The 23,576-nt window shown below is 75.1% G+C and carries 17 protein-coding genes and 1 riboswitch; of the genes, 13 read left to right on the top strand and 4 right to left on the bottom strand.

Annotation, left to right across the window (positions count from 1 at the left end; translation table 11 throughout):
• From ACWD4U_RS15080 to ACWD4U_RS15035, 10 genes are all read left to right on the top strand, one after another.
• The coding region (locus ACWD4U_RS15080) for a putative bifunctional diguanylate cyclase/phosphodiesterase (protein ID WP_449787199.1) at positions 1-1,483 on the top strand (1,483 nt) is incomplete at its 5' end.
• A 316-nt stretch (positions 1,484-1,799) separates the two neighbouring features.
• Positions 1,800-2,672 (top strand): glycosyltransferase family 2 protein, encoded by an 873-nt coding sequence (locus tag ACWD4U_RS15075; protein ID WP_363448843.1) that lies wholly within the window; start codon positions 1,800-1,802, stop codon positions 2,670-2,672.
• Positions 2,669-4,009: a glycosyltransferase gene (locus ACWD4U_RS15070; RefSeq protein WP_363448845.1), complete on the top strand. Its 1,341-nt coding sequence runs from the start codon at positions 2,669-2,671 to the stop codon at positions 4,007-4,009. Before ACWD4U_RS15075 ends, ACWD4U_RS15070 begins: the two co-directional genes overlap by 4 nt.
• Entirely contained in the window at positions 4,009-5,238 is a 1,230-nt protein-coding gene (locus ACWD4U_RS15065) for a glycosyltransferase (RefSeq protein WP_363448847.1), read from the top strand. The genes ACWD4U_RS15070 and ACWD4U_RS15065 overlap by 1 nt, the downstream gene beginning before the upstream one ends.
• Complete coding sequence (locus tag ACWD4U_RS15060) at positions 5,235-6,614, top strand: polysaccharide biosynthesis protein (RefSeq protein WP_363448849.1); 1,380 nt, start codon at positions 5,235-5,237, stop codon at positions 6,612-6,614. The genes ACWD4U_RS15065 and ACWD4U_RS15060 overlap by 4 nt, the downstream gene beginning before the upstream one ends.
• Positions 6,611-7,552, top strand: coding sequence for a glycosyltransferase family 2 protein (locus ACWD4U_RS15055; RefSeq protein ID WP_363448851.1), 942 nt, complete (start codon positions 6,611-6,613; stop codon positions 7,550-7,552). Before ACWD4U_RS15060 ends, ACWD4U_RS15055 begins: the two co-directional genes overlap by 4 nt.
• Positions 7,549-8,361 (top strand): polysaccharide deacetylase family protein, encoded by an 813-nt coding sequence (locus ACWD4U_RS15050; protein ID WP_363448853.1) that lies wholly within the window; start codon positions 7,549-7,551, stop codon positions 8,359-8,361. Before ACWD4U_RS15055 ends, ACWD4U_RS15050 begins: the two co-directional genes overlap by 4 nt.
• 13 nt (positions 8,362-8,374) lie before the next feature.
• Positions 8,375-10,171, top strand: coding sequence for a glycosyltransferase (locus ACWD4U_RS15045; RefSeq protein ID WP_363448855.1), 1,797 nt, complete (start codon positions 8,375-8,377; stop codon positions 10,169-10,171).
• A complete protein-coding gene (locus tag ACWD4U_RS15040; protein WP_363448857.1) occupies positions 10,168-11,403 on the top strand; it encodes a family 16 glycosylhydrolase in 1,236 nt (411 codons plus the stop codon). The genes ACWD4U_RS15045 and ACWD4U_RS15040 overlap by 4 nt, the downstream gene beginning before the upstream one ends.
• 40 nt (positions 11,404-11,443) lie before the next feature.
• Positions 11,444-12,682: a carboxylate--amine ligase gene (locus ACWD4U_RS15035; RefSeq protein ID WP_363448859.1), complete on the top strand. Its 1,239-nt coding sequence runs from the start codon at positions 11,444-11,446 to the stop codon at positions 12,680-12,682.
• A gap of 35 nt (positions 12,683-12,717) precedes the next feature.
• Here the strand turns inward: ACWD4U_RS15035 and ACWD4U_RS15030 are convergent, their stop codons facing one another.
• The gene (locus tag ACWD4U_RS15030; RefSeq protein ID WP_363448861.1) at positions 12,718-13,929 is read right to left on the bottom strand and encodes an FAD-dependent oxidoreductase; all 1,212 of its coding nucleotides are present in this window, start codon (positions 13,927-13,929) and stop codon (positions 12,718-12,720) included.
• A gap of 193 nt (positions 13,930-14,122) precedes the next feature.
• Positions 14,123-14,298: riboswitch (cyclic di-AMP (ydaO/yuaA leader) on the top strand.
• A gap of 3 nt (positions 14,299-14,301) precedes the next feature.
• Between ACWD4U_RS15030 and ACWD4U_RS15025 the strand changes: the two genes are divergently transcribed.
• Complete coding sequence (locus ACWD4U_RS15025; protein WP_363448863.1) at positions 14,302-15,429, top strand: glycoside hydrolase family 16 protein; 1,128 nt, start codon at positions 14,302-14,304, stop codon at positions 15,427-15,429.
• Positions 15,430-15,460: 31 nt separating this feature from the next.
• Here the strand turns inward: ACWD4U_RS15025 and ACWD4U_RS15020 are convergent, their stop codons facing one another.
• Positions 15,461-16,165 (bottom strand): GTP cyclohydrolase II, encoded by a 705-nt coding sequence (locus ACWD4U_RS15020; RefSeq protein ID WP_449787198.1) that lies wholly within the window; start codon positions 16,163-16,165, stop codon positions 15,461-15,463.
• Between the two features lie 262 nt (positions 16,166-16,427).
• On the opposite strand from ACWD4U_RS15020, the gene ACWD4U_RS15015 reads away from it, so the two are divergent.
• Together ACWD4U_RS15015 and ACWD4U_RS15010 are read left to right on the top strand one after the other, a co-directional pair.
• Entirely contained in the window at positions 16,428-17,336 is a 909-nt protein-coding gene (locus tag ACWD4U_RS15015) for an NADP-dependent oxidoreductase (RefSeq protein ID WP_363448865.1), read from the top strand.
• Positions 17,337-17,338: 2 nt separating this feature from the next.
• Positions 17,339-18,103, top strand: coding sequence for a VOC family protein (locus ACWD4U_RS15010; protein WP_363448867.1), 765 nt, complete (start codon positions 17,339-17,341; stop codon positions 18,101-18,103).
• A gap of 23 nt (positions 18,104-18,126) precedes the next feature.
• Here ACWD4U_RS15010 and lnt read toward each other — a convergent pair whose 3' ends face one another.
• Together lnt and cobN are read right to left on the bottom strand one after the other, a co-directional pair.
• Positions 18,127-19,680: an apolipoprotein N-acyltransferase gene (gene lnt, locus ACWD4U_RS15005; RefSeq protein WP_363448869.1), complete on the bottom strand. Its 1,554-nt coding sequence runs from the start codon at positions 19,678-19,680 to the stop codon at positions 18,127-18,129.
• Positions 19,681-19,764: 84 nt separating this feature from the next.
• Positions 19,765-23,382: a cobaltochelatase subunit CobN gene (cobN, locus tag ACWD4U_RS15000; RefSeq protein ID WP_363448872.1), complete on the bottom strand. Its 3,618-nt coding sequence runs from the start codon at positions 23,380-23,382 to the stop codon at positions 19,765-19,767.
• Between the last annotated feature and the right edge of the window lie 194 nt (positions 23,383-23,576).

The following is a 23,576-nucleotide window of genomic DNA, read 5'->3' as shown; positions in this document are numbered from 1 at the left end:
CAAGCCGTACTACCGGCGCGACGGCGAAGTGGTCTGGACCCACCTGACGGTCTCGCTGATCCGCGACGACGACGGCGTCCCGCAGTACCAGGTGGTGATGCTGGAGGACATCACCGACCGCTACCGCCTGCAGGAGCGGCTGCGCCACCAGGCCACCCACGACCCGCTGACCGGGCTGCCCAACCGGGCGGCGTTCTTCGAGCGGCTGGAGAAACTGTTCGAGGAGCCGGAGCCGGACGCCAGGTTCGGGCTGTGCTACGTCGACCTGGACGGCTTCAAAGTGGTCAACGACAGCCTCGGCCACGACATGGGCGACCAGCTGCTGACCGTGGTCGCCGGGCGGCTGGAGGCCGCGCTGTCCCCGCTCGGGCACCTGGTGGCCCGGCTCGGCGGCGACGAGTTCGTGGTGCTGCTGGAGAACTGCCGCGGCGAGCAGGAGGCGGTCGCGGCCGCCAAGACCGTGCTGGCCGCGCTCACCAAGCCGGTGGTGATCGGCGACCACCGGCTCGCCGTCGGCGCCAGCGTCGGCGTCCTGGAGCGCCGGATCGCCACCACCACCCCCGGCGCCGCGGTCCGGGCCGCCGACCTGACGCTGTACCGCGCCAAGGAGGCCGGGCGCGGCCGCTGGACGCTGTTCGACCCCAAGGAGAACGCCCGCGCGGTCAGCCGGTACGCGGTCTCCGTGCGGATGCCCGCGGCGCTGGACCGCGGCGAGTTCTTCATCGACTACCAGCCGATGGTCGACCTCGCCGACGGCTCGATGGCCGGCGTCGAGGCGCTGGTGCGCTGGCGGCACCCGCAGCTCGGCGTGCTCGGGCCGGAGGAGTTCGTCGGCGTCGCCGAGGAGACCGGCCTGATCATGCCGCTCGGCCGCTGGGTGCTGGAGCAGGCCTGCGAGCAGGCCGCCGACTGGGTCGCCCGGTTCGGTGAGCGCGCCCCCAAGCTGAGCGTCAACCTGGCGGTCCGTCAGGCCCGCAACGCCGGGCTGGTCGGGGACATCGACCGGATCCTGCGCAGCACCGGCCTCGACCCGTCGATGCTGCAGCTGGAGATCACCGAGTCCACCGTGGTCGGCCCCGAGGACGAGGCGCTCAAGGCGCTGCACGCCCTGGTCGACATGGGCGTCTCGCTGGCCGTCGACGACTTCGGCACCGGCTGGTCCAACCTCGCCTACCTGCGCGACCTGCCGGTCTCCAGCCTGAAGATCGCCGGCTCCTTCGTCGGCGACCTGCACGACCCCGCCAAGGACACCCACCTGGGCTGGCGGATCGTCAGCGGCCTGGTCTCGCTGGCCCACACGCTCGGCCTGTCGGTCACCGCCGAGGGCGTGGAGAGCCGCGCCGACGCGGAGCGGCTGCGGCTGATGGGCTGCGACTGGGCGCAGGGCTGGCACTTCGGCCGCCCGGTGCGGCCCGGCGAGATCGCCCGCCGGATCGCCGAGGCCGACCTGACCGAAGCGGACATTCACGGCATCAACCCGTAGAACGCCCCAAGTCGCCGGATATTACGACAAAACCGCACGAAGCGGTTGACAGGGCGTCGGTGCCGGGCAGAGGATGAAGACCTGGAACCGCTTCTCACGCGGTACACCAGGAGAGCGGCGCAGCAAGCGCCCCGGACGGCGATCGCCCTTCTTCGGCGTCGACCGTCCCGGCGGGGGGAAGCAGCAGGGGAGACCAGCGGGGGAGTCCCGGACCGCACCGCGGTCCCGCACACCGGTCACCTCCCCGCGCGCCGCAGCCATCCCTCACCACGGGCACCGCCGTGCCCTTTCCCGCCTCAGCGAGAGGCATTCCGCGATGAGCACCACCCTGCCCACCGGGCAATCCACCGCGCCCCCGGCCGTCGACGGCCATCCGCTGCGCCGGGCCGGCGACCGCATCCCCGAGCACGCCCTCGGCCGCCGCGCCGACGACAGCCGGCCCGAGCGCGCCCCCGGCCGCCGAGCCGGCGACTACGCCAGCCGACACACCGTCAGCCTGGTCGTCCCCGCCCGCGACGAGGCCCGCAACATCCCCTGGGTCTTCGAGCAGATCCCGCGCTGCGTCGACGAGGTGATCCTGGTCGACGGCTCGTCCCGGGACGCCACGATCACGATGGCCCGCCAGTGCCTGCCCGCCGTGCGCAGCGTCCAGCAGACCGGGCCCGGCAAGGGCAACGCGCTGCGCACCGGATTCGCCGCCGCCAAGGGCGAGTACATCGTGATGATGGACGCCGACGGCTCGATGTGGCCCGGCGAGATCCCGCACTTCCTGCACTTCCTCGACCACGGCTACGACTTCGTCAAGGGCTCCCGGCGGATCGCCGGCGGCGGATCGCTCGACTTCACCAGGGTCCGGGCGCTCGGCAACAAGGCCCTGCTGATCGTGGTCAACCGCCTGTACGGCGGCGCCCTCACCGACCTGTGCTACGGCTACTGCGCCTTCCGCCGCAGCATGCTGGACGAACTCGACCTGCGGTCCACCGGCTTCGAGATCGAGGCCGAGATGATCGCCCACGCCCTGCGCTCGGGCCTGCGGATCGCCGAGGTACCGAGCCTGGAACTTCCCCGCCGCAGCGGTCGCTCGCACCTGCACGCCGTCTCCGACGGCCGAAGGGTGCTGCGGACCCTGATCGCCGAACGTCCCGGCGCCAGGACCGCGGCCACCCTTGCCGGGGGGGAGGAACGATGATGGGCCCCGACCGGCGCACCGGGACGGCCTGCCCGCCGCCCGCCGCCCGAGACTCGCTCCACACCCCCGTCGCCGTCGTCGAACTGGACCTGGACGAGCCGGGCGAGGTGCGCTCGCCCGGCGGCCGAGGACCCGCCGACCCCGACGGACGCGTGTTGGCGTTGGTGCGGCTGCACGGACACCCGCTCGGCCTGGTGAAAGCCACCGGAACGGCCGGCCACCGCGCCGCGCTGAGCCGGGCGCTGGTCGCTGCCGCCCATCGGGAACTGCACGTTCCCGCCAGGTCCACCGCGGCGCCCGCCGCCCGGCACACCCGGGCCGGCCGCGCCCGGGTGCCCGCGGACCTCCCGACGGTCTCGGTGATCGTCCCCACCCACAACCGGCCCGCCGTCCTGCGGCGCTGCCTGGAGTCGCTGCTGCGCTCCGACTACCCGTACTACGAGGTGCTGGTGGTCGACAACGCGCCCGCCGACGACGGCGCCCGCCGGCTCGTCCAGGAGCACTACCCGGACCGGGTGCGCTACCTGCGCGAACCGATCACCGGCTCGGCCCGGGCCCGCAACCGGGGCCTGGCCGCCGCCCGCGGCGAGATCTGCGCCTTCGCCGACGACGACGTCCTGGTCGACGCCGCGTGGGTAGGCGCCGTCGCCGACGCCTTCGCCGCCGACCGCGAGGTCGGCTGCGTCACCGGACTCGTCCTGCCCGCCGAACTCGACACCCCCGCCCAGCGGGTGCTGGAGGAGTACGGCGGCTACGCGCGCGGCTTCGACGCCCGCACCTGGTCGCTCGCCGACGCCGCCGCCGACCCGCTGCTGCGGTTCTCCGTCGGCCGGTTCGGCTCCGGCGCCAACATGGCCTTCAAGACCTCGGTGCTGCGCGCCGTCGGCGGCTTCGACCCCGCCACCGGCGCCGGCACCCCCGCCCGCGGCGGCGAGGAACTGCTGGCGTTCTTCCGGGTGTTGAACGCCGGCCACAGCGTCGCCTACCAGCCCGACGCGATCGTCTGGCACCGGCACCCGCGCACCGCCGAGGAGCTGACCAAGCAGGTCTTCAACTTCGGCGTCGGCTTCGGCGCCTACCTCACCGCCGCCGTCTCCCACCAGCCCGGCGTGCTCGCCCCGCTGGTGCGCCGGCTGCCCCGCGGCGTGTGGCAGTGGCAGACCGTGCGGCGGCGCCGCGCCAAGGCCGCACCCGTCGCCGTCCCCGCACCGATGCTCCGGCTCGGCCGCCGCGAGATGGGCGGGCTGCTCTACGGGCCGCTCGGCTACCTGATCAGCCTGCACCGCCAGCACACCGCCGTGCGCTGCGCCGGGGCCGGCTCCGGAGGCGAACGGTGATGACCACGCCCGCCACGCCGATCCCGCCGGCCCCCGCCGCGCTGGTCGACTACGACCTCGACCGGCCCGGCGACCTGCTCGGCCCGGGCGGCGGGCCCAGCCGGCCCGGGCCCGGCCCGGTACTCGCGCTGATCCGCCGTCAGGGCCGCCCGCTCGGCCTGGTCGCCGCCACCTCCGGCGGCGAGGAGGCCGCACTGATCCGGGAGTTGACGCAGGCAGGGGCCGACCTGCCGGAGCGCCCCGCGGCCGCCCCGGCCCGCCGCGCCCCGGCGGTCAGCGTCATCGTCTGCACCCGCGACCGGGAAGGGATGCTGCGACAGTGCCTCGACGCCCTGCTGCGGAACGGCTATCCGCAGGCCGAGTACCTCGTCGTGGACAACGCGCCCACGGACCGCGCCGTCGAGGAACTGGTCCGCGGGCGCTACCCCGGCCGGGTCCGCTACCTCCGCGAGCCGGTCCCGGGCCTGGCCCGGGCCCGCAACCGCGGCCTCGCCGCCGCCCGCGGCGAACTGTGCGCCTTCACCGACGACGACGCCCTCGCCGACCCCGGCTGGGTCGCCGCGCTCGCCGCCCGGTTCGCCGACGACCCGCGCACCGGCTGCGTCACCGGCCTGGTGCTGCCCGCCGAACTCGACACCGCCGCCCAGACCGCCTTCGAACGCTACTGCGGCTACACCCGCGGCTTCACCCCCGCCGCCTGGTCGCTCGACGACCCCGCCGACGACCCGCTCTTCCCCCTCACCGTCAGCCGCTTCGGCACCGGTGCCAACATGGCCTTCAACACCGAACTGCTGCGCTCCATCGGCGGGTTCGACACCGCGATCGGCGCCGGCACCCCCGGGCGCGGCGGCGAGGACCTGCTCGCCTTCCTCCAGGTGCTCTACTCCGGTGCCGTCGTCGCCTACCAGCCCGACGCGCTGGTCTGGCACCGCCACCGGCGCACCCTCGACGGCCTCGACGCCCAGGTCTACGGCTTCGGCGTCGGCTTCGGCGCCTACCTGACCGCCGCCGTCGTCCACCGGCCCGCCCTGCTCGGCACCCTCGCCGCCCGGCTGCCCCGCGGCGCCCGGCAGGCGCTGCGCCGCGGCGGACGGCAGGCCGCAGCCCACCGCGACCCCGCGCTCAGCGCGCTCGGCCGCCGCGAACTGCGCGGCCTGCTGCACGGCCCGGCCGGCTACCTGCGCGGCGCCGCCGAGCGCCGCCGCACCCGTGAAGGAGCCGGGCGATGACCGCCGCACCGCTCACCCGTGGCGCCGCCGCCGGCCGGACCTGCTCCTGCCCGCTGCCACTGCCCTGCGAGTGCGGCTTCACCGCGCTGCTGCGCGCCCGGCTGCGCGCGGTGCGCTCCCGCACCGGAGCCGCCGAACCCCTGCTGCGCAACGGCCACATGCTGGCGGGCAGCGCACTGCTCTCCGCCGCGCTCGGCTCCGCGTTCTGGATCCTCGGCACCCGTTGGTACAGCCCCGAGACCGTCGGCCGCTGCTCCGCCGCGCTCGCCCTCGCCGGACTGCTCTCCGGCCTCGGCCGGTTCAACCTCGGCGACGTGCTCACCCGCTTCGTACCCGCCGCCGGCCGGCACACCCGCTGGCTGGTGCTGCGCTGCTACGCCGTCAGCATCGGCGCCAGCGGCCTCGCCGCCGTCGGCTTCCTGCTCCTGGTCCCCTGGATCTCCCCCGAACTCACCTTCCTGCGCAGCCCCTTGCCCGCACTCGCGTTCCTGGTCGCGACGGCCGGCTACTCGGTCTTCGTGCTCCAGGACGGCGCCCTGACCGGACTGCGCCGCACCGGCTGGGTGCTCGGCGAGAACGCCCTGTTCAACGTGGTCAAGGCAGTGGTGCTGGCGGTCTGCGCCGCGCTGGCGCTCTCCGTCGGACTCCTGTACTCCTGGGCGCTGGCGCTGATCGTCGCCATCACCGTCACCAGCGTGGTGCTGTTCCGGCACGCCATCCCCGCCCACCAGCGTGCCGACACCGAAGGCGCGCCCAGGCCCCGGCGGGTCCTCAGCTACGCCACCGCCGACTACTTCGGCAAGACCGCCGGCGTGGCCTGCGCCAGCGTCGTCCCGCTGCTGGTGCTCAACCGGCTGGGCGCCGAACAGGCCGCCTACTTCGCGCTGGCCTACATCATCTCCGACACCTTCTACGTCGCGGTCGCCTCGATGGGCGGCTCGCTGGTCGTCGAGGGCGTCCGCGAACCCGCCCGGATCGCCGAACACGGCCGCCGGATGCTGCGGCACGCCGCCCTGCTGGTGCTCGCCGCGAGCGCCGTGGTGGTGGCCGCCGCACCCCTGCTGCTGCTCCCGTTCGGGGCCGGGTACTCCGCACACGGCACCACGCTGCTGCGGCTGCTGGCGCTGTCCGCCGTGCCCAACGTGGTGATCAGCGTCGCCATCGAGGTCGCCCGGGTCCGCCGCGCGCTGCGCACCCTGCTGCTGCTGGAGTTCACCTTCGCCGGGCTGGTGACGCTGCTCGTGATCCTCCTGCTGCCCGCCCTCGGCCTGCCCGGCGTCGGCCTCGCCTGGCTGATCGCGGCCTGCACCGTCGCCGTCCCACTGCTGGCCACCCTGCCGAGGTGGCTGCCCGCACCACAGAGGAGCCCGGCATGAACACCCGAGAAACCCTCACCGTGGTGATCTGCGCGTACACCCTGGACCGCTGGGACGACCTGACGGCCGCCGTGGCCTCCGTCCACGCCCAGCACCGCCCGGCCGAGGAAGTCCTGCTCGTCATCGACCACAACCCCGAACTCGCCGTCCGCGCCCGCGAACTGACGGGTACCCGGATCGTCGCCAACGCCGGTCCGCGCGGCCTGTCCGGCGCCCGCAACACCGGCGTCGCCGCCGCCCGCGGCGAAGTCGTCGGCTTCCTCGACGACGACGCCGCCGCCGAACCCGACTGGACCACCCGGCTGCTGGCCGGCTACCGCGAGGACGCCGTGCTCGGCGTCGGCGGACTCGTCACCGCCCGCTGGGACGGCGGCCGGCCCGACTGGTTCCCGCCCGAGTTCGACTGGGTGGTCGGCTGCACCTACCGCGGCTCGCCGCGCCGGGAGGCCGCCGTCCGCAACCTCACCGGCGCCAACATGTCCTTCCGCCGCACCGCGCTCGACGACGCCGGCGGCTTCCGCAGCGACCTCGGCCGGGTCGGCACCCGCCCGCTCGGCTGCGAGGAGACCGAGATCTGCCTGCGCCTGACCCGCCGTCACCCCGGCGGCCGGCTGCACTACGACCCCGCCGCCGTGGTCCGCCACCACGTCCCGCCCACCCGCGCCACCTGGGCCTACTTCCGGGCCCGCTGCTACGCCGAAGGCCGCTCGAAGGCCCAGGTCGCCCGGTACGCCGGAGCCGGCCCCGCGCTCGCCGACGAACGCGGCTACCTGCGCCGCACCCTCCCCGCCGCGTTCTGGCACGACCTGCGCCACGCCCGGCTGCGCCGCGCCGCCGCGCTCTGCGCCGGCACCGCGCTCACCGTCCTCGGCTACGCCGCCGGCACCCTGCGCGGCCTGCCCGCCCGCACCGCCACCGACCAGGGGAGGCAGCCGTGACCGCCATCCCGGTCTTCCTGTACCACTCCGTCTCCGACCACCCGCCCGAGTGGCTCGCCCCCTACACCGTCACCCCGCGGGCGTTCCGCAACCAGCTCGACCGGATCCAGGACGCCGGCCGCTCCATCGTCCCGCTGCGCCGCCTGGTCGCCGCCCTGCACGGCGGACCCGCGATGCCCCCCGACGCCGCCGTGCTCACCTTCGACGACGGCTACGCCGACTTCTACTGGACCGTCGCCCCCGAGCTGTCCGACCGCGGCCTGTCCGCCACCCTCTACCTCACCGTCGGCGCCATCCACCCGCCCGGCGCGGTCGGCTCCGGCAGCCTGCTGCCCGACACGCCCATGCTGAACTGGCGCCAGGTCGCCACCCTCGACGCCCTCGGCGTCGAGATCGGCGGCCACTCGATGACCCACGTGCCGCTGGACACCGTCTACGGCAGCCGCCTCGACGACGAGATCACCGGCTGCAAGCGCCGCCTCGAGGAGGCCCTCGGCCACGGCGTCAGCGCCTACGCCTACCCGCACGGCTACTCCAGCCGCACCGTGCGCACCCTGGTCCGCCGGGCCGGCTGGAGCTCCGCCACCGCCGTCGAGAACAAGTTCTCCTCCGACACCGACGACCCGCTGCGGATCTGCCGGCTGCTCGTCTACCACGACACCCCGGGCGAAGTCTTCGACAATTGGACCCACGGCCGTGGTGCCCGGGTCGGACCCGTCCCGGAAAGCCTCTACACCCGCGCCTGGCGCACCTACCGGCGGGTGCGGACCGCCCTCGGCAGCCCCGTCGGAGGACCGCCCCGTGAATGACCCGGGAGCAGCGATGGCGGACCCGCAGATCGCCCGACCGGCGGAGGCGCCCGCACGCACCCGCCGGAGCGGGCACCGGCGCGCCGCCGATCCGCGACTGTGGGTGGTGCGCGGCGCGCTGCCGCTCGCGCTGCTGCTGTGGCTGCTGTCGCTGCGGGGCGTCCCGCTCGCCCGCATGCAGGACCTCGGGCTGCTGCAGGTCCTGCCGCCGACGTACTGGGCCGCGCTCGCCGTCCTCACCGTCGGCTTCACCGCCGCCCTGCGGCTGCCCCGGCCACCCGTGCACTGGGCCGCGGGCTACGTGATCGGCCTGATCGCGATCGTCCACGCCACCCCCAGCCTGCTGTACCCGAACCTGCGCTACGCGTGGTCGTGGAAGCACGTGGCCGTGGTCGACGCGATGCTCCGGAACAACGGCACGGTGCCGCACGCCGGCAGCCTGGACATCTACAACCAGTGGCCCGGCTTCTTCCAGCTCAACGTGCTCTTCCTGCGCGCCACCGGCCAGCACTCCGCGCTCGGCTACGCCTCCTGGTACGAGCCGCTCGCCAACCTGCTGCTGCTCGGCCCGCTGCTGCTGCTGTTCGCCGCGCTCACCCGCGACACCCGGCTGATCTGGGGCGGCGCGTTCGTCTACTTCGCCACCTCCTGGGTCGGCCAGGACTACTTCTCCCCGCAGGCCTTCGCCTACCTGCTGTACCTGCTGGTGATCGCCCTGGTCATGCGGCGGCTGGGCGACCGCCGGGCGGGCGGCTGGCGGCTCGGGCCCTACCTGGTGCTGGTGGTGCTGATCGCCGCCGTCGTCACCTCCCACCAGCTCACCCCGTTCATGCTGGTCAGCGCGCTGCTGCTGCTCTCCCTGCCGCGCCGCAACCGGCGCACCGTGCTGCCCGTGCTGGCCGCCGCGGTCGGCCTGACCGCGCTGTGGGACGGCACCGTCGCCCGCCCCTACTTCGCCGCCAACCTGCACGACCTCGTCACCGCGCTCACCTCGCCCGACAGCAACGTGCTGGCCGGCGTCTCCGGCCTCGGCGCCACCGCCTCCGGCCAGGTCCTGGTCGCCTGGATCGACCGGGCCACCACCGCCGCCGTCCTGCTGCTCGCCGTCACCGTCCTGCTGCGCCACCGCAGGCTGCGCGCCACCGGCCTGCCGATGCTGCTGGCCGCGCCGCTGCCGCTGCTGCTCGGCAACCCCTACGGCGGCGAGATGATCTTCCGGGCGTACCTGTTCGCGCTGCCCGCGGCCGCGTTCCTGTGCGCCACCGCGATCTTCGGCCGCCGCCGCCCCGCCCCGCCGTGGCACGCCGCGGTGACCTGGGCGGCCCTGCTCGCCCTGCTCGCCGGGCTGCTGTTCGGCAACTACAGCAAGGAGGCGATGAACTACTTCAACGCCTCCGAGGCCGCCGCCGTCCGCTACGTCGCCGACAACGCCCCCACCGGTTCGCGGATCGTCTCGGTCACCTCCGACCTGCCCGGCGGCGAGCTCCGCTACGACCAGCACGAACGGCTGGTCCTCAGCCAGCTGTCCGTCGAGGACCAGCGCCGCCTGCTCACCGACCCGCTGCCGGTGGTCGAGAACCTGATGAGCGACGCCCGGGTCACCGGCCCGTCCTACCTGGTCCTCACCCGCGCCCAGGCCGCGGAATGCCTGCTCACCGGACGGTTCCCGGTCGGCACCGTCGAACGGGTCCAGCACGCGGTGGCGGCCTCGCCGGACTTCCAGCCGGTCTTCACCGGCGACGGCGCCGTGGTCTACCGCTACGTCCCGCCGGTCGCCGCGCCCACTCCCGCGGAAGGGAGTACGCCGTGAACGCCCACCAGCTGCCCTCGCCCGGGCACGCCGTCCTCGCCGCCTCCGGCTGGCTGGCCCTGCTCGCCACCGGCCTCGAGCCGGGGAACCCGCTGCGCACCGCCGTCGCCGCCGCCTTCGTGCTGTTCGGCCCCGGCATCGCCGTGCTGCGGCTCACCCGCACCGCCACCGCACTCCCCGCCGCCCTGCACGAGCGCATCGGCCTGGCCTCGCTCACCGTCGGCACCAGCCTCGCCCTCGCCGCGCTCACCGCCGAAGCGCTGCTGCTCACCGACTCCTTCACCACCGTCCGCGCGCTCACGGTGCTGGCGCTGCTCACCACCCTCGGCGCCCTCACCCCCGGCCGCCCCTGGCGGCCCACCGCCCGCCACGTGCTGCCGCTCGCCGTCGTCCTCGCCCTGCTGCTGGTCACCGGCTGCTCCGGCCTCGGCAAGGGCGACCCCGAGCCCACCGGCGGGAACGCCGCCCAGGCCGCCGGCACCACGGGCGCGGCGGGCCAGCCCGCCGCGCCCGGCCCCTGGCACGGCGTCTTCCGGGACGACTTCACCGGTTCCTCGCTCGACCGCGGCGACTGGGCCACGTGCTACGACTGGAACGTCGACGGCTGCACCAACGCCGGCAACCACGAGCTGGAGTGGTACCGGCCCGGGCAGGTCGCCGTCCACGACGGCCGACTGCAACTCACCGCGGCGCGCCACCCGACCACGGGCAGCGACGGGAAGAGCTACCCGTGGACCTCCGGCATGGTCACCACCGGCCGCGACACCTGGACCGGCCAGCCGCGGCACACCTTCACCTACGGCTACTTCGCGGCCGCGGTCCGCTTCCCCGGCCCCGCCGAGGGCTTCTTCCCCGCGTTCTGGCTGATCCCCGCGGACACCCGCAGCACCCCGCCGGAACTCGACATCGCCGAGTTCCCCGGCAACAACCAGGCGGTCGACATGAACGTGCACTGGCAGACACCCGACGGCCGGGACACCCACACCGGTACCACCTGGGGCCCCGTCGACCTCGCCGACGGATACCACCTGGTCGCCGTGGACTGGGAGCCGGACTCCGTCACGTGGTACGTCGACGGCGTCCAGCGCTTCCAGGTCACCGACCCGGCGCGGGTGCCGCACGTGCCGATGGAGATCGTCCTCAACCTGGCCGCCGGATACCCCTCCGCCCCACCCCCCGCCGTGCAGAACGCCCGGTTCGACGTGGACTGGGTCGCGGTGTGGCAGCACTGAACGCCCCGCGCACGTCGCCGATCGGAGAAGGTGATCCACCGTGCCGCAGCTCAGGCCCGAACTGGACCGGGAGGTCCCCGTCCTGATGGTGCGGGTCGGCCACTACCCGCACTCGCACAGCCCCATCGGTGCGGTGCGCTCCTTCGGCCGGCTCGGCGTGCCCGTGCACGCCATGGTCGAGAGCCGCCTCACCGCGACCGCCGTCTCGCACTACCTCACCGGGGTGCACGTGCGGCCCACCACCGGCGGCGAGCCGTCCGACCAACTCGTCGACACCATCCGCTCGGTGGCCCGCTCGATCGGCCGGCCCGCGGTCGCCGTCGCCACCGACGACGAGTCCGCCTGCATCCTCGCCGAGCACGCCGCCGAGCTCGCCCCCTACCTGCTGCTGCCGCCCGTCCCCGCCACGCTGCCACGCCAACTCGCCGACAAGGGCGGCCTGTACCGGATCTGCCAGGCCCACGACGTCCCCGCGCCGCGCACCGCGACACCCGGAACCGGCGCGGAACTCCTCGACGCGGCAAGGCAGGTGGGCTATCCGCTGGTGCTGAAGAACCTCGCCCCGTTCAGCCGGCTCGCCCACCCCGTGGTCACGCACACCACCCTGGTCCGCGACGAGGCCGAACTGCGCGCCCTGGCCCGCGCCGACGGGCAACTCTCCGTCCTCGCCCAGGAGTACGTGCCGCGCGAGCACTCCGAGGACTGGTTCACCCACCTGACCTGCGGGCGCGACGGCGAACCGCTGGCGGTCTTCACCGGCCTCAAGCAGCGCGACTGGCCTCCCGGCGGCGGCTTCACCACCCTGGCCCGCTCGCTGCCCAACCCCGAACTCGCCGAACTCGCCGCCCGGTTGTGCCGCTCCATCGGCTACAGCGGGATCGCCGACCTGGACTGGCGCTACGACCGCCGCGACGGCCGCTACAAGCTGGTCGACTTCAACCCCCGCCAGGGCGCCCAGTTCCGGCTGTTCGAGACCACCGGCGGCGTCGACGTGGTCCGCGCCCTGCACCTGTGGCTCACCGGACGCGACGTCCCGCCCGGCGCGCAACTGGTGCGCAGCTTCAAGGTCGGCCGCCTCGACCTGCTCTCCGCCGCCGCCAACGCCTGGCAGGACCGCCGCCCGCCGCGCGACGTCCTCCCGCGCCGCGGCACCGTCCGCGCCTGGGCCTGCCGCGACGACCCCGTCCCGGTCGCCGTGGAGATCACCCGCAGCGCCGCCTCCTTGATCCACGGCGTGGCCCACCGGGTCCGGGCCGTCGCCGGCAGGTCGCACGGCTGAGCCGACGGAGCGAGCGCGTAGCCGGGGCGAGCGCGTCAGGCGGCGGGTCGGGACCGCCGTGCGGCAAGCGCGCGGGACAGGCGGCCGGCCGCGAAGCCGGTGCCGCAGACGAAGCGCATCACCGGGCCGAAGGCGTCCGCGGCGGCCAGGCCCGTGAAGTACAGCCCCGGCACCGAGGATTCGAAGCCGGCCGAGAGCCGCGGCGCGCCCGCGTGGGTGCGCACCGCCGCGCGCAGGGACGGGTCCAGGATCGCCAGCCGCGAGACGTCCACCCGGAAACCGGTCGCCACCAGGACGTGGTCGGCCTCGACCGGCCCGCCCGGCCCGGTCAGCGACAGCCGCACCGCGCCGTTCAGGTCGGCGCCCGCCAGTTCGCGGCCGGTCACCACCGGCAGCACCCCGTCGACCCGCTCGCGCAGCCACCAGGCGCCCGCCGGGCCGAGGACCGTCCGGACGTAGTGCTCCCGGGTCCCGTCGGGCAGGTGGCGGAAGGCGGCCGGTGCCCGGCTGAACGCCATCAGCGGCCAGCCAGGGCCCAGTGGCGAGACCGGGCTGCGCAGCCGCGTCGCCAGCGGACGGTCCGCGCCGCCGTCGACCGGCGGCGGCGCGCCGAACAGCAGCCGCTCCCGGCGCGCCACCACCACCGGGCTGGCCCCCGCCTCGCTCAGCAGCGCCGCCCCCTCCAGCGCGGACTGCCCCGCCCCCACCACCGCGACCCGCCGCCCGGCGAACGCCGCCGGGTCGGTCAGCGCGCTGGAGTGCGAGGCTGCGCCCGCCTCCAGCAGCGGGCGCAGCACCGGCGGGATCCAGGCGTACGGCGGGAACCCGGTGGCCAGCACCACCGCGCGGGACTCGAAGGACTCACCGTCCGCCAGCCGCACCAGGAACCGGCCGGCCTCCGGGGTGACCGAGACCACCTCGCTGTTCTGGGCGTCCGGCACGCACTGGCGCTGGAACCACTCGCCGTAGCGGATGAACTCCGCCACCGGAATGGGGTACCGGGCGCCGACCGGCCGCTCGCCGTGCGCCCGCCGGAAGTCGTTGAAGCCGAACCCGGGGCGCGGCGACGAGATGCTCGACGCCGCCGGGGTCGACTTCAGGAACATCCCGATCGGCATCCGCGCCCGCCAGCTGCCCATCGGCTCGCCGAACACCCGCGTCGGCACTCCCCGCCCCCGCAGATGCGCCGCCACCGCAAGCCCGTACGGTCCGGCGCCGACCACCGTCACCGCCACCGCGGCACTCACGGCCGCCGCCCTCTCCGCTGCCGCGCCGTCATCGGGCACCTCCTCCGTCGGGGTGCATCCAGGATGCGGTCCGGCCCCGCGTCGGGCACGTCGACCGGACCGGCAATTGTCTTGTACGCGTCCTGCGGCTAGCCTGCACGGGCGCCCGCCACCGAGCGGGCACCGCGGCCGGGACGCCGAATCCCGTCCACCCGGCTGCGGCACACCGAGCTACGGAACGGACGGGAGCGGGGGAACCAGGTCAGTACGCCCGGCCCCCGCATTCCCGCGGACGGTCGCGGCTCGGGGTGAAGCCGTTCCACAGACGGCCGGGCCACTCGTGCGGCCCGAACCCGACAGCTCACCTCGTAGGCGTCGCCGAGGATGACAACCATGCGCCTCTCCGCCACACCTGCCAGGGTCGCCGCCGCGACCGGCCTGGCCGTCGCCGCGCTCGCGCTGGCCAGCCCGGGCACGGCAGACGCCGCCGGCCACTACCGCGCCGGCAAGTACCGCACCTGGGCCCCCACCGCGGCGCCCACGACCACCCCGACCGCGACCACCCCGGCCGCCACGGCGTCCGCCACGACATCGGCTCCGGCTCAGACACCGACCCCGGCTCAGACACCGACGCCGACCCCGACGGCGGCCGCGACCAGTCCGCTGCCGGCCCAGTCGCCGTTCGCCAGCCCGACCGCCAGCGCCTCGGCGCCGGCGCCCGCGGCCACCACCCCGGCCGCGACCGCGACGCCGAGCCCGACCGCGACGACGCCTCCCGCGCCGACCGGCGGCGCCGGCGCGGGCACGCCGACCTGGGAGGACGACTTCAGCTCCGCATCGGTGCCGCTGGGCAGCTGGACCGGCTGCAGCGCCAACGGGCCGCTGCAGACCAGCCACTGCACCGGGCTGCCGTCCGCGGTGGACGCCAAGTGGTGGGCCTACCCGTCCGGCTGGCAGGACACCTCGAAGAACGGCACCTACAACCCGGCCAAGACGCTGTCCATCGCGAACGGGCAGATGAACATCCACCTGAACCGGGACAGCGGCGGCACCTGGGTCGCCGCGCCCACGCCGAAGCTGCCGCAGAACACCACCTACGGCACCTACGAGGTCACCTGGAAGGCCACCTGCGCGACCGGCTACAAGGTGGCGTGGCTGCTCTGGCCGGACTCCTACACCTGGCCGCGTGACGGGGAGGTCGACTTCCCCGAGGGCGACCTGTGCGGCAACGTCGGCGCGTTCATGCACCGCCAGGGCGCGACGGCCGGCAGCGACCAGGACGCCTTCAACGCCAACGTCCCGGTGGCGGGCGCCTGGCACACCAGCCGGATCGAGTGGCAGGCGAACGACCTGAAGTTCTACCTGGACGGCAAGCTGATCGGCCACTCCACCTCGCGGGTGCCGAACACCCCGATGCACTGGGTGCTGCAGTCCGAGACCTCGCTCGGCGGCACCACCGCGGCGGTCGGCTCCTCGGCCGACATCGCCATCGACTCGGTGCGCTTCTGGAAGGCGGGCTAGTCCCCGCGCCCCGTCTGGTCGGCGGCCTGTGTCAGCCGACCAGACGGGCGAGCGGGATCGAGTGGCCGGTGTGCTCGACCTTGGCGCGCAGGTAGCGCAGGTTGCTGGGGGAGGCGTGGACGCCGGTGGGGACGCGGTCGGCGACGGTGATGCCGAGGGCGGTGAGCTGGGCGGCCTTGTCGGGGTTGTTGCTGAGCAGGCGGACGGCGGGGACGCCGAGGGTGGTCAGCATCTGGGCGGCGGCGGTGTAGTCGCGGCCGTCCTCGGGCAGGCCGAGCGCGGCGTTGGCCTGGTAGGTGTCGAGACCGGTGTCCTGCAGGGCGTAGGCGTCGAGCTTGTTGTAGAGGCCGATGCCGCGGCCCTCCTGGCGCAGGTAGAGCAGGTACCCGCCGGCCTCGGCGATCTTCTCGACGGACTCGCGCAGCTGCGGGCCGCAGTCGCAGCGGGCCGAGCCGAAGACGTCGCCGGTGAGGCACTCGGAGTGCAGGCGCACCAGCGGGGCGGGGGCGCCGGGCTCGGTGGACGGCTCGCCCAGGGCCAGTGCGAGGTGCTCGGCGCCGTCGGCGAGGCCGCGGAAGGTGAACACCTCCGCCTCGACCTGGTAGCCGTCGCCGAAGCCGAGCGGGATGTGCACCCGGGAGCGCACGGTGGCGGCGGGCAGCGGCAGGCCGGCCGCGACCGGGGTGTCGAGCTGCGGGTCGGTCGGCGTCTGCGGCTGCGTCGCGGTGTCCGTCATGGCGGGGCCTCCGGTGGTCCGGGCGTGGTGGGCGCGCGCGGTCCGAAGCCGAGTAGTTCAAATTCGAACCGGATCGCGCCCGGCTGACGCTACACCGCGGTTCCAATTTGAACAACTGGGTTCCCGTCCGGCATTCCCGGCCCGGTGCGACCCATCGGTGGCGGGTTCGCACAGCCGTCCCGTTCGGCCCACCAGCCCCGGTCTACCCGCCGGTACCCCGGCAAGCTGGCGTGGAGAGCCATGCGCAGACGAAGGGGACGAGATGTCGAAGGCGTTCGGGTTCGTGGAGTACGGCGGGCCGGAGCAGCAGGAGTTCCTGGACCGGCCGACGCCCGTGCCCGGTCCCGGCACCCTGCTGGTGCGGGTCAGGGCGGCCGGGGTCAACCCGGCGGACTGGAAGACGCGGCGGGGCTGGTTCGGCACCGACGCCGCGCCGCCGCTGGTGATGGGCTCCGAGGCGGCGGGCGTGGTCACGGCGGTCGGCGAGGGCGTGCCGGGCTTCGCGGTCGGCGACGAGGTGTTCGGCATCGCCCCGGCCGGAGCGTTCGCCGAGGAGGCCCTGCTGGCCGCGCAGACCACCGCCCGCAAGCCCGCCGCCGTCAGTTTCGCCCAGGCCGCCGCGCTCCCGGTCGCCGCGGCCACCGCCTACGACGCGGTCCACCAGCTCGGCCTGCGCGCCGGGCAGACCCTGCTGGTGGTCGGCGTCGCGGGCGGGGTCGGCAGCGCCGCCGCGCAGATCGCCCGCGAGCAGGGCGTGCGGGTGCTCGGCACGGCCGGCGACGGAAGCGTCGGGTACGTGCAGTCGCTGGGCGCGCTGCCGGTGCGCTACGGCGACGGCGTGGAGCAACGGGTGCGGGCGCTCGCCCCGGAGGGGGTGGACGGGATCCTCGACCTGATCGGCGGGGACGCCGTCCGCGCGGTGGCCGGGACGCTGCGCGAGGGCGGGCGGCTGGTCTCCACCTCCGACCCGACCACCGCCGCCGAACTCGGCGGCGCCTACGTGCGGCGCGACGGCACCTCGGCGGTGCTGGTCGCCCTCGCCGAACTGGTCGCCGCCGGGAAGCTCGACCCGCACATCACCGCCGTCTTCCCGCTGGAGCGGGCCGCCGAGGCGATGGCCGAGGTGGAGTCCGGGCACGCCCGAGGAAAACTGATCCTGGAGATGAGCTGACCGTGAAGATCACCGAACCGCGCCCGGGCGCCCCCTGCTGGGTCGAACTGGCCACCAAGGACCCGGTCGCCGCCAAGGCCTTCTACCACGAACTCTTCGGCTGGCGCGCGGAAGTGGTGCCGGAGGAGAAGGCGATGGGCTACACCAAGCTGTACGCCGGCGAGCAGCTCGTCGCCGGGCTCAGCGCCCTGATGCAGCCCGACCAGCCGACCGCCTGGACGATCGGCTTCGACACCCCGGACGCCGACGCCGCCGCGGACGAGATCGCCGCGGCCGGCGGGCAGCTGATCGTCCCCGCGATGGAGGCGCTGGACTGGGGCCGGTTCGCGGTCGCCGCCGACCCCGGCGGCGCGGTGTTCTCCCTCTGGCAGCCCCGCGCGCTGCGCGGCATCGACCTGCTGAACGAGCCCGGCGCGCTCGGCTGGATCGAACTCGCCACCCGCGACACCAAGGCCGCCCTGGCCTTCTACACCCGGGTGTTCGGCTGGAGCGTCAGCCCCGGCGAGATGTACACCCAGTTCGGCCTGGACGGGCGGGACTTCGGCGGCGTGATGGACATGACCGACCAGTTCCCGGCGGACGTCCCGCCGTACTGGATGCCCTACTTCGCGGTCGCCGACGTCGACCTGAGCGCCGAGCGGGCCGCGCTGCTCGGCGCGACCGTCAACCTGCCGCCCACCGACGTGCCCGACGGGCCGCGGCTGGCCGTGCTGCGCGACCCGCAGGGCGCCGTGTTCGGCATCCACGTGGCCTACCGCGAGGGCTGAACCCGCCCGGGAGGAACGGCGGTTCAGACCCGGGTGGACTCGACGACGGCGGGCGCGGCGGCGGCGTCCGGCCGCCGTCGCCGGGCGCCGTGCTCGCGCGCCGCGAGCGCCCCGGCCGCCGCGGTGACCGCCAGCGCCGTCCACGGTACCCAGTCGCCGAGCCGCACGTACCAGGTGCGGAAGCCGGGGTCGCCCAGCGTGAGGTGGACGGTGAGCGCGCCGCTGCCGCCGGTGTCCATCCGGGCCAGCCGGCGGCCCTGCGCGTCGTAAGCCACCGACTCGCCGGTCAGCGCGGCCTGCACCACCGGGCGGCCGGTCTCCGCCGCGCGCAGCGCCCCCAGCGAGGCGTGCTGCGCGGGGGCCCAGGTGGACTGGAAGGTCGAGGTCGCGGACTGGTAGACGATCAGCTCGGCGCCCTGCCGGGCCAGGCTGCGGGACATGTCCGGGAACGCCGACTCGAAGCAGATCAGGGCGCCGACCGGCAGCGGCCGGCCCTGCCGGTCGACCACCGGCAGCAGGTGCACCGAGGTGCCCGGGGCGCGGTTCTCCCCGGCGGCGGCGCTGACCCCGGCGATCCAGCCGAGCAGCGGGCGCAGCGGGATGTACTCGCCGAACGGCACCAGCCGGATCTTGCGGTAGCGGGCCGCCACGCCCGACGGGTCGACCAGCACCGCGTCCTTGGAGATCCGGCCGTCCGCCTTACGGGCGTCCTCCCCGGCCAGCACCTGCGCGCCGACCGCCGCCGACAGGGCGCGCAGCCGGTCCACGGTGGCGCCGTCGCGGTCCAGGTCGGCGGTGGTCGAGCTCTCGCCCCACACCACCAGGTCCACCGGGCTGCCCGCCAGCGCGCGGGTGATCCGCACGTTCGCCTCCAGCCGGGCGTGCTCGTCGGCGGTCTGGCCGGCCTGCACCAGCGCCACCGTCGCGGGGCCGCCGGCCGGCGGGGCGGCCTGCACCGCGAACAGCAGCGGACCGGTCAGCACCGCGGCGGCCGCGGTCGCCGCCGCCAGCAGCCGCAGGTGCCAGTGGCGGGCGGCGACCAGCAGCACCACCGCCGTGTTCACCGCCACCACCGCGGCGCTCACCAGCCACACCCCGCCCACCGAGGCCAGCCCCAGCACCGCCGGATGCCGCCACTGGGTCGCCCCCAGCAGCGCCCACGGCCCGCCCAGCGCGTGCCAGGAGCGGGCGAACTCCGCGCTCACCCACACCGCCGGCACCACCAGCAGCGCGGCCGCGCCCCGACGGACCGTCAGCGGGTCGTGCAGCAGCCACTGCGCGGCCAGGCCCACCGGCGCCAGCAGCACCCCGAAGACCACCGCCAGCAGCGGCAGCGCCGGACCGATCGACGGCACCAGCCAGTACATGCCCGCCAGGATGAACCCCGCGCCGAACCACCAGCCGCGCACCGCGCCCTCGCGCGGCCCGCCCGCCGCCCGCATCACCAGCAGGCCCGGCACCAGCGCCACCCAGGCCAGGTCGGCCAGGCCCGCGCCGGGGAAGGTCAGGACGGGTAGCGCGCCGGCCACCAGCGCGCCGTAGCGGGCCGGGCGGGACAGGGCAGCCGAGAAGGTCATGCCGAGATTGTCCGCCCGGCCGGGCCGGAAGGCACCCCTCTGCGATCACCGGCATGTCCGGTGGGCGCAATGTTCGCCGGGCGGTCACTCGCCCTCCAGATCGCCCTCCGTCTCCAGGAACACCTGGCGCAGCTCGTCCAGCAGCGCCGCGTCCGGCTCCGCCCACATGCCGCGCTCGGCGGCCTCCAGCAGGCGCTCCGCGATGCCGTGCAGCGCCCACGGGTTGGCCTCGGCGAAGAACTCCCGGTTGACCGGGTCGAGGACGTACTCCTGGCTGAGCTTCTCGTACATCCAGTCGGCGACCACGCCGGTGGTGGCGTCGTAGCCGAACAGGTAGTCCACCGTCGCGGCCATCTCGAAGGCGCCCTTGTAGCCGTGCCGGCGCATCGCCTCCAGCCAGCGCGGGTTGACCACCCGGGCGCGGAACACCCGGGCGGCCTCCTCGGTGAGGGTGCGGGTGCGGACCGTCTCCGGGCGGGTGGAGTCGCCGATGTACGCGGCCGGGTTCCTGCCCGTCAGCGCGCGGACGGTGGCCACCATGCCGCCGTGGTACTGGAAGTAGTCGTCCGAGTCGGCGATGTCGTGCTCGCGGGTGTCGGTGTTCTTCGCCGCCACCGTGATCCGGCGGTAGGCGGTCTCCATCTCCTCCCGGGCCGGACGCCCGTTCAGGTCGCGGCCGTACGCGTAGCCGCCCCACACCGTGTACACCTCGGCGAGGTCGGCGTCGGTGCGCCAGTCCCGGCTGTCGATCAGCTGCAGCAGGCCCGCGCCGTAGGTGCCCGGGCGGGAGCCGAACACCCGGACGGTGGCGCGGCGTTCGTCGCCGTGCTCGGCGAGGTCGGCCTGCACGTGGGCGCGGACGAAGTTCCGCTCCGCGGGCTCCTCCTGACGGGCCGCCAGCCGCACCGCGTCGTCCAGCAGCGCCACCACGTGCGGGAAGGCGTCCCGGAAGAAGCCGGAGATGCGCAGCGTCACGTCGATCCGCGGGCGGCCCAACTCCTCCAGCGGGACGGCCTCCAGGCCGGTGACGCGGCGGGAGGCGTCGTCCCAGACCGGGCGCACGCCGAGCAGCGCGAACGCCTCCGCGATGTCGTCGCCCGCGGTGCGCATCGCCGAGGTGCCCCACAGCGACAGGCCCACCGACGGCGGGAACTGCCCGTCGTTGTCGGCCTGGTAGCGCTCGACCAGGGAGGCGGCCAGCGCCTGCCCGGTCTCCCAGGCGAGCCGGCTGGGCACCGCCTTCGGGTCCACCGAGTAGAAGTTGCGGCCGGTCGGCAGCACGTTCACCAGGCCGCGCAGCGGCGAGCCGGACGGGCCGGCCGGCACGAAGCCGCCCTGCAGGGCGTGCAGCACCGCGTCCAACTCGTCGGTGGTGGACGACAGTCGGGGCACCACCTGGGCGGCGGCGAAGGCCAGTACCTCGGCCACCGCGGGCGGCAGGCCCGCGGCGACCTTCTCCACCGCGGCCGGGTTCCAGTCCTCGGCCTCCATCGCCTCGACCAGGGCCCGGGCCTGCGCCTCCGCCGCGTCGGTCGCGCCCAGGGTCAGTGCCGCCTCGTCCAGGCCGAGCGCCTCGCGCAGGCCCGGCAGCGCGCTGACGCCGCCCCAGATCTGGCGGGCCCGCAGGATCGCCAGCACGATGTTGACCCGGTCGGTGCCCGCCGGGGCCTGGCCGAGCACGTGCAGGCCGTCGCGGATCTGCGCGTCCTTCACCTCGCACAGCCAACCGTCGACGTGCAGCAGGAAGTCGTCGAAGCCGTCGTCCTCCGGCCGCTCGTCCAGGCCCAGGTCGTGGTCGAGCCGGGCGGCCTGGATCAGCGTCCAGATCTGCGCGCGGACGGCCGGCAGCTTCGCCGGGTCCATCGCCGCGATGTTCGAGTGCTCGTCGAGGAGTTGCTCCAGGCGCGCGATGTCGCCGTAGGAGTCGGCGCGGGCCATCGGCGGCACCAGGTGGTCGACCAGCGTGGCGTGCGCGCGGCGCTTGGCCTGGGTGCCCTCGCCCGGGTCGTTCACCAGGAACGGGTAGACCAGCGGGAGGTCGCCGAGGACGGCGTCCGGGCCGCACTCCGCGGACAGCGCCGCGGTCTTGCCCGGCAGCCACTCGAGGTTGCCGTGCTTGCCCAGGTGCACCACCGCGTGCGCGCCGAACCCGCCGTCCTCCTGCGCCGCCGCGATCCAGCGGTACGCCGCCAGGTAGTGGTGGCTCGGCGGCAGGTCCGGGTCGTGGTAGATCGCCACCGGGTTCTCGCCGAAGCCGCGCGGCGGCTGGATCAGCACCAGCAGGTTGCCGGAGCGCAGCGCGGCCAGCACGATGTCGCCCTCGGGGTTGTGCGAGCGATCGACGTACAGGTCGCCCGGCGCCGGGCCCCAGTGCTCCTCGACCTGCTCGCGCAGCGCCGCAGGCAGCGTCGCGTACCAGCGGCGGTAGTCGGCGGCCGGGATGCGCACCGGGTTGCGGGACAGCTGATCCTCCGTCAGCCAGGCCTGGTCGTAGCCGCCCGCCTCGATCAGCGCGTGGATCAGCGCGTCGCCCTCGTGGCCGCCGTCGGTCTCGGTGTGCAGGCCCGGGAGGCTGTCGCCGAGGTCCATGCCCTCCGCCTGCAGCCGCTCCAGCAGCCGGATCGCGGAGGCCGGGGTGTCCAGGCCGACCGCGTTGCCGACCCGCGCGTGCTTGGTCGGGTAGGCCGACAGCACCAGCGCCAGGCGGCGCTCGGCCGCCGGGACGTGCCGCAGCCGGGCGTGGCGCACCGCGATGCCCGCGACCCGCGACGCCCGCTCGGCGTCCGCCGCGTAGACCGTCAGGCCGTCCTGGTCGACCTCCTTGAAGGAGAACGGGACGGTGATCAGCCGGCCGTCGAACTCCGGCACCGCGATCTGGGTCGCGGTGTCCAGCGGGGACAGGCCGTCGTCGCTGCCCTCCCACTGCGCCCGCGACCAGGTCAGGCACAGCGCCTGCAGGATCGGCCGGTCCAGCGCCGCGAGCGCGCCGGCGTCCCAGGCCTCCTCGTCGCCGCCGGCCTGCGCGTCGGCCGGCCGGGTGCCGCCCGCCGCGAGCACCGTGGTGACGATCGCGTCGGCCTCGCCGAGGGCGGCCAGCAGCTCCGGCTCCGCGCCGCGCAGCGAGGCGCAGAAGTAGGCGCGGGCCTGCGCGCCCTGCTCCTCGATCGCCTGGCAGAGCGTCTCCACGAACGCGGTGTTCCCGCTCATGTGGTGGGCGCGGTAGTACAGCACCGCGACGGTCGGGCCCGCGTCGGTGGCCGGGGTGCGCTCCAGCGGACCCCAGGCCGGGGCCGAGGCCGGCGGCGCGAAGCCGTGGCCGGTCAGCAGCACCGTGTCGGACAGGAACGCGCCGAGCTCCGCCAGGTTCGCCGGGCCGCCGTGCGCCAGGTAGGCGTGCGCCTCCGCGGCGATGCCCGCGGGCACCGTCGACAGCTCCATCAGCTGGGCGTCCGGGGCCTGTTCACCCGTCAGCACCACCACCGGGCGGGGCCCCGCGAGCAGCGCGTCCAGCCCCTCCTGCCAGGCGCGGCGGCCACCCAGCAGGCGCACCACCACCAGGTCGGCGCCCTCCAGCAGCTCCGGCAGCTCGGCGGGCGACAGGCGCGCCGGGTTGCCCAGGCGGAACGGCACCGGACCGCTCATCGCGTTCGCCGCACGGGCGCTCAGCAGGTCGGTGTCGGACGTGGACAGGAGCAGGATCATGCGGAAGCCCTCCCGGGCGTGTCGGGCAGGGACGGGTGGACGCACCCGGGCGCGGAGACGGTCCCGCCCCCGCGTGAACGGCGGGACGCCGACGAACTGGTGGGCGCGGGAACGGGCGCGTCCGGGCACCGGGGCACGGGTGCCGGAGGCGGCACGGGACCCGGCCCGGCTGCGGGCATGCGGCGGCGCATCGA

It is taken from the genome of Kitasatospora sp. NPDC002522 (genome assembly GCF_053595195.1).
This window is presented reverse-complemented; position numbering and strand designations above follow the sequence as displayed.